This window comes from Pseudomonas sp. 20P_3.2_Bac5, from assembly GCF_025466035.1.
In the GTDB taxonomy this organism is placed as follows: Bacteria; Pseudomonadota; Gammaproteobacteria; order Pseudomonadales; family Pseudomonadaceae; genus Aquipseudomonas.
The window spans coordinates 17305-30523 of the sequence record NZ_JANLOA010000016.1 but is presented as its reverse complement, the minus strand read 5'-3'; the positions used below and the strand labels follow the sequence as shown (position 1 = coordinate 30523).

Annotated in this window: 11 protein-coding genes; 2 read left to right on the top strand and 9 right to left on the bottom strand. The window is 61.5% G+C overall.

Annotated features, from left to right (window positions below):
- The first annotated feature begins 59 nt into the window (after nucleotides 1-59).
- Nucleotides 60-1022, top strand: a complete 963-nt coding sequence (locus NTD88_RS02640) for an amino acid ABC transporter permease (protein ID WP_095155831.1) — start codon at nucleotides 60-62, stop codon at nucleotides 1020-1022.
- Nucleotides 1015-1749 carry an amino acid ABC transporter ATP-binding protein gene (locus NTD88_RS02635; RefSeq protein ID WP_110972339.1) on the top strand — a complete coding sequence of 245 codons (735 nt, stop codon included), beginning with the start codon at nucleotides 1015-1017 and terminating at the stop codon, nucleotides 1747-1749. Before NTD88_RS02640 ends, NTD88_RS02635 begins: the two co-directional genes overlap by 8 nt.
- Before the next feature lie 292 nt (nucleotides 1750-2041).
- On the opposite strand, the gene NTD88_RS02630 is transcribed toward NTD88_RS02635, so the two are convergent.
- The 9 genes from NTD88_RS02630 to NTD88_RS29045 all read right to left on the bottom strand — a co-directional run bounded on the left by NTD88_RS02630 (nucleotide 2042) and on the right by NTD88_RS29045 (nucleotide 13195).
- Nucleotides 2042-2821 carry a DUF6708 domain-containing protein gene (locus NTD88_RS02630; protein WP_262153799.1) on the bottom strand — a complete coding sequence of 260 codons (780 nt, stop codon included), beginning with the start codon at nucleotides 2819-2821 and terminating at the stop codon, nucleotides 2042-2044.
- Nucleotides 2818-3423 carry a DUF6708 domain-containing protein gene (locus NTD88_RS02625; RefSeq protein WP_410017243.1) on the bottom strand — a complete coding sequence of 202 codons (606 nt, stop codon included), beginning with the start codon at nucleotides 3421-3423 and terminating at the stop codon, nucleotides 2818-2820. The genes NTD88_RS02630 and NTD88_RS02625 overlap by 4 nt, the downstream gene beginning before the upstream one ends.
- 343 nt (nucleotides 3424-3766) lie before the next feature.
- Nucleotides 3767-4450: a hypothetical protein gene (locus tag NTD88_RS02620; RefSeq protein WP_262153797.1), complete on the bottom strand. Its 684-nt coding sequence runs from the start codon at nucleotides 4448-4450 to the stop codon at nucleotides 3767-3769.
- A 37-nt stretch (nucleotides 4451-4487) separates the two neighbouring features.
- Entirely contained in the window at nucleotides 4488-5267 is a 780-nt protein-coding gene (locus NTD88_RS02615; RefSeq protein WP_262153796.1) for a DUF6708 domain-containing protein, read from the bottom strand.
- The gene (locus NTD88_RS02610) at nucleotides 5264-5791 is read right to left on the bottom strand and encodes a DUF6708 domain-containing protein (RefSeq protein ID WP_262153795.1); all 528 of its coding nucleotides are present in this window, start codon (nucleotides 5789-5791) and stop codon (nucleotides 5264-5266) included. The genes NTD88_RS02615 and NTD88_RS02610 overlap by 4 nt, the downstream gene beginning before the upstream one ends.
- Nucleotides 5792-6030: 239 nt before the next feature.
- Entirely contained in the window at nucleotides 6031-9204 is a 3174-nt protein-coding gene (locus NTD88_RS02605; protein ID WP_262153793.1) for a T6SS effector BTH_I2691 family protein, read from the bottom strand.
- Nucleotides 9201-10145 (bottom strand): hypothetical protein, encoded by a 945-nt coding sequence (locus NTD88_RS02600; protein WP_262129845.1) that lies wholly within the window; start codon nucleotides 10143-10145, stop codon nucleotides 9201-9203. Before NTD88_RS02600 ends, NTD88_RS02605 begins: the two co-directional genes overlap by 4 nt.
- Nucleotides 10142-12211, bottom strand: a complete 2070-nt coding sequence (locus NTD88_RS02595) for a type VI secretion system Vgr family protein (RefSeq protein WP_262191706.1) — start codon at nucleotides 12209-12211, stop codon at nucleotides 10142-10144. Before NTD88_RS02595 ends, NTD88_RS02600 begins: the two co-directional genes overlap by 4 nt.
- Nucleotides 12212-12481: 270 nt before the next feature.
- On the bottom strand, nucleotides 12482-13195 hold the full coding sequence (locus NTD88_RS29045) for a methyl-accepting chemotaxis protein (protein ID WP_410017242.1): 714 nt from the start codon (nucleotides 13193-13195) through the stop codon (nucleotides 12482-12484).
- Nucleotides 13196-13219: the final 24 nt, after the last annotated feature.

Genomic DNA, 13219 nt, shown 5'->3' with positions numbered 1-13219 from the left:
ACCCGCTTTTTTCTTGCGGCCTGTAGCTTGCGGCTTTTGGCTTCATGGGGAATCCCAACGTGATCAAACACAAGAAATCCCAGTGGCCCTGGCACGGGCTGACCGCGCTGGTCCTGGTCGGACTGGCGATAAGTCTGTATTTCGCCACCTCGATGATTTCCTACGAGTGGCGCTGGAACCGCATCCCGCAGTACTTCGCCTACCAGGCCGAGGAAGCGCATCGCGCCGCCGGCTACGGCACGGTGCAGGAGATCGTGCGCAAGGGCGACAGCGCACGGGTGACCCTGCGTGACGAAGACGGCGCCGAACAGGTGCTGGACGTCGACCAGGCCAGCCTGCAACTGGCCAAGGGCGACGACGTTGCCGAGGGCGACCTGATCGGCCTGACGCACCACTGGGCGGCCGGCCCGCTGGCCTGGGGGCTGTGGACCACGGTGTGGATTTCCGTGGCGTCCGGCGTCATCGGTCTGCTGATCGGTCTGTTCGCGGGGCTGTGCCGCCTCTCCAGCAACCCGACCCTGCGTGACCTGTCCACGGTGTATGTGGAACTGGTGCGTGGCACGCCGTTGCTGGTGCAGATTTTCATCTTCTATTTCTTCATCGGCACCGTGCTCAACCTCTCCCGCGAGTTCGCCGGGGTTGCCGCGCTGGCGCTGTTCACCGGCGCGTACGTGGCTGAAATCGTCCGCGCCGGCGTGCAGTCCATCGCCCGGGGGCAGGGCGAGGCCGCACGGTCCCTGGGCCTGAGCGCCGCCCAGTCGATGCGCCATGTGGTCCTGCCGCAAGCGTTCAAACGCGTGCTGCCGCCGCTAGCCGGGCAGTTCATCAGCCTGGTCAAGGACACGTCGCTGGTCTCGGTGATCGCCATCACCGAACTGACCAAGAGCGGCCGCGAGGCGATCACCACCTCGTTCTCGACCTTCGAGATCTGGTTCTGCGTCGCCGGGCTGTACCTGCTGATCAACCTGCCGCTGTCGCATTTCGCCAGCCGGCTCGAGCGGAGGCTTGCGCAAAGTGATTGAAGTCCGTGATCTGGTAAAAGTCTTCGACACCCGCGGCCAGGTGGTGCGGGCTGTGGATAACGTCAGCACCAACGTCGCCCGCGGCGAAGTGCTGGTGGTGCTCGGCCCGTCCGGCTCCGGCAAATCGACCTTCCTGCGCTGCCTGAACGGCCTGGAGTCGTTCGATGCCGGCAGCGTCGCCATCGATGGCCTGCAACTGGCCGACCCGAAGACCGACGTCAACGCCTACCGTCGTGAAGTCGGCATGGTGTTCCAGCATTTCAACCTGTTCCCGCACATGACCGTGCTGGAGAACCTGTGCCTGGCGCAGAAAGTCGTGCGCAAGCGCGGCAAGGCCGAGCGCGAAGCCAAGGCGCGGGCACTGCTGGAGAAAGTGGGGATCGGGCAGAAGGCCAACGAATACCCGTCGCGGCTCTCGGGCGGGCAGCAGCAGCGCGTGGCGATTGCCCGGGCGCTGGCGATGGATCCGAAAGTCATGCTGTTCGACGAGCCCACCTCGGCGCTCGACCCGGAAATGGTCGGCGAGGTGCTGGACGTGATGAAGACCCTGGCCCAGGAAGGCATGACCATGGTCTGCGTGACCCACGAAATGGGCTTTGCCCGTGAAGTGGCGGATCGGGTGTTGTTCTTCGATCACGGCAAACTGCTGGAGGATTCGCCGCCGGAGGAATTCTTCACCACGCCGAAGGACCTGCGGGCCCAGGCGTTCTTGCGTCAGGTCCTGTAACTCTCGCGACGGTTCGGCGTTCCGACAAGCTCGCTCCTACAGTCAGTTACGCAGTCTCTGTAGGAGCGAGCTTGCTCGCGATTCAGATCCGGAACCGCGCCAGCTCAACGCTGGACGCCGCCGTCTCCTCACTCGCCGCGCTGGTCTGATCCGACACGTCGCGCACGGTCGTGAAGTCGGCATGGTGTTCCAGCACTTCAACCTGTTCCCAGGCGTGCCCGGCACGGCAGCGGGCAGGGTGTTGCTCAGCAGCATGGCGCGCATCTTGCGCTGGGGCGGCTTGCGGAACTGTTCATGGCGCGGTTTTCGACTCCAGATCCATATCGGCAGGCCACTCGACCTTCGGCGCCAGCAGCATGGCAATGTTGCACCACAGCACATCGTTATGGTCCCAAGGCGGCTCCGGCGGCGGTAGTGCATCGGGGCCTTGTTGCATGTAGGTGCAGACATAGGCCCATGCGTGTTCGTCGGCACCCATGGCGGTTAGCGGGAAGCGGTCGATGACTTCGTTGGTGCCGGGTTTGACGATGGACAGCTCGACACCGAACTGGATGATGGTTCCGCCCTGGGCGGTGAAGTGGGTTCTTCTCCAGCGTTCGGCCCGGACTTGTGACCAGTCGTAGGCAACGGGTACTACCCGCCACTCTTCGAAGGGATTCCACCAGCGGTATTTGAAGTTGTAGGCGTAGAGGCGTTGGCGGGCGCGGTTGAAGCGGAGGGGCAAGTCTCGGGGAGGTTTTGTTTCAACCTTCACGCAGAACAAAAGTGACCAGACTGCAACAAGAATACCGAAGAAGAATGCGACCCACTCATCGACGCTCAACCGGCGCCAGTCTGATAAGAAAAGCAACAGAATCACGACCGTCAGGATTGCTTGTACTGGCGCGAACCAAATCAACCATCCTCTGGCAAGTGCCGCCGCACGAGGCAACTCCAGAAAAACCTCATCCTGATGGTTGGGCGTATCAAGCCCGAGGTCCGGGATAACGATCGGTAATTTGTAGGGGCCAGGCAGGTCTTCCTTCCAGCCGGGACATGGTGGAACGAGCTTGGGTCCTTTCATGCTGCTCATGGCGTGGTCTTCGACTCCAGATCCATATCGGCAGGCCACTCGACCTTCGGCGCCAGCAGCATGGCGATGTTGCACCACAGCACATCGTTATGGTCCCAAGGCGGCTCCGGCGGCGGTAGTGCATCGGGGCCTTGTTGCATGTAGGTGCAGACATAGGCCCAGGCATGCGCATCGGCACCCATGGCGGTCAGGGGGAAGCGGTCGATGACTTCGTTGGTACCGGGTTTGACGATGGACAGTTCGACACCGAACTGGATGATGGTCCCGCCCTGGGCGGTGAAGTGGGTTCTTCTCCAGCGTTCGGCCCGGACTTGTGACCAGTCGTAGGCGACGGGTACTACCCGCCACTCTTCGAAGGGATTCCACCAGCGGTATTTGAAGTTGTAGGCGTAAAGGCGTTGGCGGGCGCGGTTGAAGCGCAGTGGTAAGTCGCGGGGAGGAGTTATATCAACTTTCACGCAAAACAGGAGTGACCAGATTGTAATGGCCACACCCGTGACCAACATGATCCATTCTTGAAATTCCAATACACGCCAGTCTGAAACGATGAACCACAATAATCCGATTAGGAGGGTGCTCATGACGGGCGCGAACCATATCACTACTCCCCTGACAAGTGCCGAGGCACGTGGTAGCTCCAGAAAAGTATCATCTTGATGATTCGGTGTATCGAACCCAAGTGCTGGATTTACAGCTGGCAATTCATTTGGTGTGGGCAGGTCCTCTTGCCAGCCAGGGCATGGCGGAACGAGTTTAGGTCTTTTCATACAAACCCCAGCCTTGCTTGACCCTTGATCTTGTCCTCCTTGACGATGAGTCTGGCAAAACCCGAATCATCACTCCTGTCAGGCCAGTAGGACAGTTGGAGCTCAAAGGCATAAACCTCGAGATAGCCGAAGAAACTGATGGAGCCACTAATTTCGAGTGTTTGGGCATTATGGGTAATCACAGGGGTTGTTGTTTCGGGGCGATATCCAGGATTTTTCCAAGTTGGGGGAGGCGGTAACGGGCCATTCGTTCCACCGCTACGGCCGCTCGCGACGGTTTCTCCCAACACTTGGTTTGGTCGGTATACCTGCAACGCCCATTCGTAACCCGATACATCAGCCTTATATCCAGGCAGGACGAGTAGTCCAGGAATAGTCCAACAGGGATCGCCCCACCGACAACCTCGACGCTTGCCCCCATCACTCCAAGCGATGCCGACATGACCGCCGCCGCGGCTTCGGGATGCTTGTCACCCACGGTATCGAGCAGGCTTTCATAGCTTCGGCGCAGGCTGTCTTGCTGGAACCACAGGCTGATCAGGCCCAGTCCAATGGTGCTGGCGCCGGGTGCGCCAGCAACTGCGGCGTTGCGCATGTTGCACATCGACTCCCGCGCCAACTGGGCGGAGACGTCGGCATTGAGGGGCACATGGCGCGCAAGGTTGTCCATGGAACCCTGAAGGGCTTGGGTACCAATGGTGACACTGCGCAAGGCGTCGCCAATGCCGTCGCCGACCCCGGAGCTCAGCTTGTCCAGCCGGTTCTTCAAGGCGTCGGCGCTTTCCATTGTCCAGAGCGTGACTTCGACCAGCTTTCCAGGCGTGCCCGGCACGGCAGCGGACAGGGTGTTGCTCAGCAGCATGGCGCGCACCTTGCGCTGGACCGGTTTGCGGAACTGCTCATGGCGCGGTCCTCGACTCCAGATCCATATCGGCAGGCCACTCGACCTTCGGCGCCAGAAGCATACCGATGTTGCACCACAGCACATCGTTATGGTCCCAAGGCGGCTCCGGCGGCGGTAGTGCATCGGGGCCTTGTTGCATGTAGGTGCAGACATAGGCCCATGCGTGTTCGTCGGCACCCATGGCGGTTAGCGGGAAGCGGTCGATGACTTCGTTGGTGCCGGGTTTGACGATGGACAGCTCGACACCGAACTGGATGATGGCTCCGCCCTGGGCGGTGAAGTGGGTTCTTCTCCAGCGTTCGGCCCGGACTTGTGACCAGTCGTAGGCGACGGGTACTACCCGCCACTCTTCGAAGGGATTCCACCAGCGGTACTTGAAGTTGTAAGCGTAGAGGCGTTGGCGGGCGCGGTTGAAGCGAAGAGGTAGATCGCGGGGAGGAGCTACATCGAACTTCCAGAGAGTTGGGATTAACCAAATGCCTAAGATTGTGCATAAGGTGCAAATCACCCACGCCTCAAAACTCAGCGTCTGTTTAGTTGACAATACAAGCAACAGTAGGAGTGCCAGCAAAATACTCATTACTGGCACGAACAGGACCACCACTCCCCTGATAAGGGCCGAGGCACGAGGTAACTCCAGAAAAACTTTGTCCTGATGGTTGGGTGTATCAAGCCCGAGGGACGGGGCGACGACTGGTGACTCGTAGGGACCGAGCAGGTCTTCTTTCCAGCCGGGACAAGGTGGTACGAGCTTGGGTCCTTTCATTCTGCTCATGGCGCGGTCCTCGACTCCAGATCCATATCGGCAGGCCACTCGACCTTCGGCGCCAGCAGCATGGCGACGTTGCACCACAGCACATCGTTATGGTTCCAGGGCGGCCCCGGCGGCGGTAGTGCATCGGGGCCTTGTTGCATATAGGTGCAGACGTAGGCCCAGGCATGCGCATCGGCACCCATGGCGGTCAGGGGGAAGCGGTCGATGACTTCGTTGGTACCGGGTTTGACGATGGACAGTTCGACACCGAACTGGATGATGGCCCCGCCTTGGGCGGTGAAGTGAGTTCTTCTCCAGCGTTCGGCCCGGACCTGTGACCAGTCGTAGGCCACTGTTATCACTCGCCATTCCTCGAAGGGATTCCACCAGCGGTATTTGAAGTTGTAGGCGTAGAGGCGTTGGCGGGCGCGATTGAAGCGGAGTGGCAGGTCACGAGGAGGGGCTATTTCAGACTTCCAGAAGATGGGGATCAACCAAGCGTTAATGAACACTGCGAAGATGAATGTGATCCATTCTTCAATCATCAGCGTCCGATCTGCTGATAGATGAAGCCAAATAATCAAGAGCATAAGCATAGTTGACACTGGAACGAACCAGATCACTATCCCTCTCACAAGAGACGACGCACGAGGTAGCTCTAGAAATACCTCATCCTGATGGTTGGGTGTATCAAGCCCTAGGGTTGGAACGACCACTGGTAATTCGTCAGGACCTGGGAGGTCTTCTCGCCAGCCGGGACATGGAGGGGCAAGTCTAGGCCTTTTCATTTGAATCTCAGCCTTGTCTGGTCCTTAATCTTGTCCTCCTTGACGATTAGCCGGGAAAATCCTGACCCATCACTCTTGTCTGGCCAATAAGACACATCAAGCTCAAAGGCATGGGCCTCCAGAAGGCCGAAGAAGCTGATGGACCCACGGATCTCTAGGGCTTGGGCATTGTGCGTAATGACAGGAGCTGTTGTTTCAGGGTGATATCCCGGCCTTTTCCACCCTGCGGGCGGTGGTAACGCGCCATTCGTTCCACCGCTACGACCGCTCGCGATTGTTTCTCCCAGAACCTGGTTTGGCCGGTATACCTGCAACGCCCATTCGTAATTTGACACATCGGCCTTATACCCAGGCAGGACGAGCTTGTAGTCCAGGAAGAGTCCAGCAGGAACTGCATCACCGATAGGAAGTCCACCTGCCTGGTCGGCTTTCACGATCATTCCTACATCCGCAGTCAAGCCCAGCAGTGCCGCATTCAACTCACCAATTGCTGTATCCATGTCCTCAGGGGTCGTCCAGCGGCGGTGTTCTGTAGAAAGGCCCCAGAGGGAATGTCGCGCCCACAGTTCGAGTGGGTGTGACTCTTGTCCTTTCGCCCAAATTGCGAACCCGAGTGCAGCAAGACCCAGTAGCACTGAGAGCCCGAGCGGAGCCAGCGCTATTGCAGCAGGTCCCATAGCTCCTAAAACTCCAGCTCCGGCTGATAGCACACCTAGGGACGCTGCAATTACATATATATCTCTTGCGCCGTGATCACCTGCTCTATGCGTACGCCCCGCCGCAAACGCATACTGCAACCCCTCCAAAGCACTCGCCAACGCCACCAGTGCCCCCCCGTACTGCACGATGCGGGCTCCCACCCCAACTGTCTTTCCAGCGGTCCCTATCGGCATGGTCAGATCAGGCCGCACCATCTGAATCACCCCACCGACCACCTCGACACTTGCCCCCATCACGCCAATCGACGCCGACATGACCGCCGCCGCCGCTTCGGGATGCTTGTCACCCACGGTATCGAGCAGGCTTGCATAGCTTCGGCGCAGACTGTCCTGCTGGAACCACAGACTGATCAGACCTAGCCCCATGGTGCTGGCGCCGGGTGCGCCAGCAACTGCGGCGTTGCGCATGTTGCGCATCGACTCCCGCGCCAGCTGGGCGGAGACGTCGGCATTGAGGGTCACATGGCGCGCAAGGTTGCCCATGGAACCCTGAAGGGCTTCGGCACCGATGGTGACAGTTCGCAAGGCGTCGCCAATGCCGTCGCCGACCCCGGCGCTCAGCTTGTTCAGCCGGGTCTTCAAGGCGTCGGCGCTTTCCATCGTCCAGAGCGTGACTTCGACCAGCTTTCCTGGCGTGCCCGGCACGGCAGCGGACAGGGTGTTGCTCAGCAGCATGGCGCGCACCTTGCGTTGGGCCGGTTTGCGGAACTGCTGGTCGAGCCGGGCCATGAAGCGATCGGTGCTTTCCTGGAGCACCTCGTTGAGCAGCGAAAGATATTCGCCCACCTTGAGGGACACCGTGATCCGCGTGACCTCCACACCGTAGTAGCGCAACAGGGCCCCGCGGTGCAGGTACCCGAGCAATGCCCGGGTGTTCTCCGACAGCTGGTTGCCGAGACGACTGCTGGCCGTCGCTCCAGCGGACAGCAGTTGGCCGATGGCGTCCTGTACGGGCCCCGTCATGAGGTCCTTGGCTTGCTGGGTGGTGATGAAGGTCTTGATGCCGTGATAGACCCGGGTGAACTCGTCACCCGCAAGGGCATCGTGCAGTTCCCCGAACAGTGACCTGTTCCTCGCGGTCAGGGCCTGGTACAGCAGGCTGTCGCGGTTCTCCAGCAGGGTCTTCCAGAGGCGGAGGGTAGGGCCCGGTGGGCCGTCCACGCTGCGTTCGGTCGGGCCACCGGCCAGGCAGGTCTGCATCATGCGGATGAACAGCGCTGTCGAGCGCTGGTCGGTAACGCTGTAATCATGCAGGGCCGCCCGTTGATAGGCCGCGCCCTGGTACTGGCGCTCGTAGTGTTCGGCGACGTCGTCGATGACTCGTTGCCAGCCGGTGAGCGTGTGCTGGTAGTCCGCTTCGAACGTCGCACGGGCCTGCTCGTTGTAGCGTTCTTCCAGCCGCTTCCTTGCCTTCGCTTGCCTGATCGAGGCAAGGCGCGCGGTTTCCGCCTCGACATCGAGCATGGGCAAATCCGGATTGAACATCGGATTGTTGTTTCGCTCGCGCCGTGACCTGTCTTCGTCCTTGACGCGCTGCTCCGCCTGGAATTTCGCCATTTCGAGCTGATGCCCACGAATCGCGAGCAAGGCCTGGGAGGTGAAATACTTGAAGCTGCGCTGCGGTTCGGCACACCACTGCTGCATGGCCTGGTGGCGAATCAGACGCTGGGCATTGAGCTCCTGGACCATGCCGATGGGGTCGGGCAGCACCAGGGCCAGTACGCCGTTGGCGAGTTCGTGCTTCTGGATCATATTGCGCAGATGCCCCTTCAGGGCGCGCAAGCGGTGCTGGCGGCCGTAGAAGCCATGCACGCTGCGGAAATCACCGGGGATGTTTTGCGCGTATTCGAGCACCTGCTGAAGCTGCGGGTCGTTTTCGCTCATGGCGATGCCGACGCTGGCGGGGTCGTTGCGCGCGGCCTTGAGGTCGAGTCGGTGGAAGCGCTCGTCGAGGCTCACACCGTCGACCGCGCCGCCACGCAGGTAGCTATCCAGAACCGCCTTGGGCCAGGGATCGTTGGCGATGGCCAGCCAGGCGGTGGAGTACTTGCGGGTGTCGATGTTGATGAAGGCGGCAGGCATGTCGTGATCCTCCCGGATGCAGGCCTCGCACAGCGGGCGAGGCTCTTCACGCGGCATCTGGTACGGACGGAACTGGCTCAGCGCCCCTTCGGGCGAAATCTCGTAGGCCTGCCACTCCCGGCGGTCGAGCAGTACATACAGATACCCCTGGCGCAGGATGCGCGGCTGATCGAGGTGCATGGGCACGGCCTCGACCTCGGAGCCGCGGGTCAAGGGCAGCAAGCGGGTTTTCCAGGGCTGCGGGGCATAGGCGGCGCGCAGGGGCAGGATGGGCAGGCCGCTACGCTGACAGGTGCTGCAGATGCCGGTGGGGACCGGGCACGCTTCGTTGGTGGCGATATCGGCAGCGACGCTGAAGCTGATACTCATGAGTAGTCCTTCGCCTGGGGTAGGTCGGCAGTGATGCGCTTCCATTTGGCTTCGCTGTAGTGGCTGGCGAAGTGGCTTTGCAGGTCGACGGCGCCTGCCCGCGCTTGGGCGATGAGTTGCTGGATGTCCGGGTGCCGGGGCAGATGGGGGTGGATGAATACCTGATGCAAGCAGAGAGCGATGATGTCGCGGCTATTATCGAGCCCCAATCTGTAGGCCTCGCGGACCAGGCGAAAGGCGTGGACGGCGGCCTGGGGCGGCAGGATGGACGCGCCTTTCCAGCGCCACGGGGCGAAGCCGAGAGGAAGTTGCAGCGTATGGCGCCAGGCATCCAGGAATTCGCTGACCACAGGCGCCATTCGCTGAGTGTCCCGGGCGGACAGAGGAAGAACAGAGTCGACCGGATGGTTTGTGCCGTGCACAAGGATGTAACCCTTCCAACTGGTGGGACACAGCCAGATCCTGATCGGGTTCAGCAGGTCACCTGCCGCAGTACCCATCGAGCCGGACAGCAACTCCAGCCTCAGCGGCTCGAACCAAGCCGAGCATTGCTCGTCGCCCGATGCCGTGGTGTGGCACCGGGTCGCGATATGCGCGGCGATGACATCGGGCGGCTGAGGGCTGAGGAGCCAGCCGCAGATGTAGCGTTTGTAATAGCTGAGATCCCAGGAGGAGTAGCCGGCGCTGAGTTCGAGATAGTGCAGCGCCGCCGATTCGCCCGGCTTGGCCAGTTGGATCAGGGCAGGACACGCTTCGGGAGCATGTGAAAGGTCCGGCCGCAGCACGCGCGTGACGGCAGCGTCGCCCAGCGAACGGCTCAGCGACGGCACGCTGAGAGGATGTTCCAGCGCACAGTCAGCCAGTCCGTCCACCAACAGGTAGAGGTAATCCTCTGGCGCACGGAAGTGCTCGGCAAAATGCGTGACGGGTTCGGCGGTCATCTGTTTTTCCCCACGCAATCGGCTTGCTGCGCGTTCAGGACCTGGCTGTCGAGCGTCAGGCTGTTACCGCCCCCTCCGCCTGTCTTGGTCACGGGCCCCGTGAGCGTGAGCGCGATGCCATCCAGCGTGATGCCCGCACTGTCGATACGCAGCGTGCCGCCGGGGCCCTTGATGACAAATGCGTCGGCAGCATGGATTTCATACACCTTGGTGTGCTGCGTAATGCTCTGGCCGGCCTGCACCGTGACATCCCCTTGCACCTGCTGATCCAGATGCCCGCCAATCTCCACCCGCTGATTCGCCGCGGTCTTGTCCAGGCGGTCATTGCCGACCTGTTCGGTACGGTCCTGGCCCGTGGTGATGGTGTGATGGCGACCAATGCTCAGCTCGTCGTCCTGGCCGATCTGATGCCGCCTGTTCACGCCGATGACCACTTGCTCGTGATTGCCCACCGTGTCCTTGCGGTCGTGGGCGATGGTCAGGGTTTCGTCGTTTTCCACCTGCTCGCTGCGGTCATGCCCGACAAAAGTGGTTTCGTCATTTTTGACGACGTTGTTCTGGTCCTTCTGGGCATGGATGAACACCTCTTCCTGCCCCGCTTCATCCTCGAAACGCAGCTCGTTAAAGCCATTTCCCTTGTGGGTCTGGCTCTTCAGGGTCATCCGCGTTTTGTGCTTCGGCAGTTCGTAGGGCGGGCGCTGCAGGGCATTGAAGCCTCGGCCGGTGATAACCGGTTGGTCCGGGTCGCCGTCGAAGTTGCTGACGATCACTTCCTGACCAATACGCGGAATCGCCATATGGCCCCAAAGCGCGCCGGCGATGTTCTGCGATACGCGGATCCAGCAGGAGCTGTGTTCGTCCTCGTTACCCTCGCGGTCCCACGGGAACTGCACCTTCACCCGGCCGAATTCGTCGCAGTAGATTTCCTCACCCGGTGGACCGACTACCTTCGCCGGCTGCGGTCCGTCGATGCGCGGTTTGGGCAATGCCTCGGCGCGCCATTCGGCATCGTCTGGCACCAGAGTGGCGACGCAGTTGTAGTGGGTGCCCTGGGCAGCGTCGGCGCTGTCCTCGCCCTGGCTGACGTATTGCTTGCCGTGGTGCTCCAGACGTATTGGGCGCCAGCCGCGATTCAGGTCTTCACGCGGGTGGCCAACGAGGTCGAAGTAGATGCCCGGCACCAGGCGCGCATCGTCACCCTCGGTGATGACCTGGCAGGCCTCGCCGCGCAGTCCAAGCAGACGGTCGCGGGTGAAGGCTTCGCCCGATTCGCCCTTGTAGCGGCCGGGGTAGTCGTAGCGCTCGTAGCTCCTGGCCTGGTGCGCCAGGTCGGTGGCTTCGCGCCGGGTCTGCTGGTTGTACAGCGGGTTCTTGAAGCTGTAGTCGCGCTGGGTCTGGCGGGCGCTGCGCACGTTTTCGGTGTAGGTAAAGTTGTGCAGCGCCGGACCCGGACGATCGCCGCCGGGCTTGGGGTTGTATTCGACCGGCGGGCCGGGCTGTTTGCCGAAGATCCACAGTCGGTCGCAATGGACCAGGCGATGGCCTTCGGCGCTGTGCAGGAAACCGTAGAAAAAGCCTTCCTCGCGCATGATGCGTTCGACGAAGTGGTAGTCGGTGTCGCCGGCCTGCACGCAGTATTCGCGGGTTTCATGGGCGTTGGTGATGCGCTGTTCGTAGTCCAGGGTGAGGGCGTGTTTCTTGAGCATCGCGGTGGCGATGTCGGGCACGGTGAGGGTCTGGAAAATGCGCCAGTCCGAGGCCAGTCGCAGGCGGGCCAGGCGCGGTTCGACGACAGCGCGGTAGCGGGTGCGGCGAAAGCCGGTCTCGCCTTGCTGGAACGAACTGACCGAGCCGTGCACATAGCGCACGGGCTGGCCGCCTTGCCAGAGGGTGAGCAGCGCCGGACGGTCGAGGACCTGGCCAAAGTCGACGGCGGGGTTGGCGCAGCTCAGGTCGACTTCGAGGCGGAAGGTCTCGGAGAGGCCTTCAGTGAGGTGGAATTCGACGACCTCGAAGGAATCGGGGCCGGCGCTGAAGGTGAAGCGCAGGTCGGATTGGACGGGCATGCAGTGTTCTCTGCAACTACGCACCCATCGCGAGAATCAGCGCCGGGTCGCATGTGGATGAGGTATCCACACAGGGCGCCAGGCCAGAAGGTTGCCGGCCGCGGACCAAGGGGATTTCCATGGAAATGATTCCGTGGAAATCCTGAACCCGGTCCGGCATCGTTGATATAGGAATATTCCTAATTACGGCGGTGAAACTGCGGAGCTTTGGAAGCCTGTTCTGTCAGAGCGGCTTTAGCCGCGAAGGACCGCAACGCGGTCCCGGCGATTTCAGATCCGGAACCGCGCCACCAACGACTGCAAATGCGTCCCCAGCCGCGCCAGCTCAACGCTGGACGCCGCCGTCTCTTCGCTCGCCGCGCTGGTCTGATCCGACACGTCGCGCACGCTCATCACACTGCGATTGATTTCTTCCGCCACGGCGCTCTGCTGCTCTGCCGCCGCCGCAATTTGCTGGTTCATCGACTGGATCGACGACACCGTGCGGGTAATGGTTTCCAGCGAAACCCCGGCACTGCGGGTCAGTTCGACGCTGCTTTCGGTCAGGCCGCGGCTGTTGTCCATGACACTGGCGACCTGCTGGGTGCCGCTCTGCAAGCCGGCGATCAGCTCTTCGATTTCCTCGGTGGACTGCTGAGTGCGCTGCGCCAGGCTGCGCACTTCGTCGGCGACCACGGCGAAACCACGCCCGGCCTCGCCCGCACGGGCCGCTTCGATGGCGGCGTTGAGGGCCAGGAGGTTGGTCTGCTGGGCCACCGACTTGATCACATCAAGCACGCTGCCGATCTTCTCGCTCTCGGATTTGAGCTTGTTCATCGCCTCGCTGGAGTTACCGACTTCCTTGGCCAGACGCTCGATCTGGGCGATCACTTCGGACACTACCCGATCACCCTCGCGGGCCTGCTGGTCGGCCATCAGCGCCGCCTCGGAGGCTTCCTCGGCATTGCGCGCGACTTCATGCACGGTCGCGGCCATTTCGTTCATGGCGGTGGCAACCTGGTCGGTCTC

Coding starts and splice junctions, on each gene's coding strand:
- NTD88_RS02630 (WP_262153799.1), bottom strand. CDS start 2,821: ATGAGCAGCATGAAAGGACCCAAGCTCGTTCCACCATGTCCCGGCTGG.
- NTD88_RS02620 (WP_262153797.1), bottom strand. CDS start 4,450: ATGCTGCTGAGCAACACCCTGTCCGCTGCCGTGCCGGGCACGCCTGGA.
- NTD88_RS02615 (WP_262153796.1), bottom strand. CDS start 5,267: ATGAGCAGAATGAAAGGACCCAAGCTCGTACCACCTTGTCCCGGCTGG.
- NTD88_RS02610 (WP_262153795.1), bottom strand. CDS start 5,791: ATGATTGAAGAATGGATCACATTCATCTTCGCAGTGTTCATTAACGCT.
- NTD88_RS02605 (WP_262153793.1), bottom strand. CDS start 9,204: ATGAGTATCAGCTTCAGCGTCGCTGCCGATATCGCCACCAACGAAGCG.
- NTD88_RS02600 (WP_262129845.1), bottom strand. CDS start 10,145: ATGACCGCCGAACCCGTCACGCATTTTGCCGAGCACTTCCGTGCGCCA.
- NTD88_RS02595 (WP_262191706.1), bottom strand. CDS start 12,211: ATGCCCGTCCAATCCGACCTGCGCTTCACCTTCAGCGCCGGCCCCGAT.
- NTD88_RS29045 (WP_410017242.1), bottom strand. CDS start 13,195: ATGAACGAAATGGCCGCGACCGTGCATGAAGTCGCGCGCAATGCCGAG.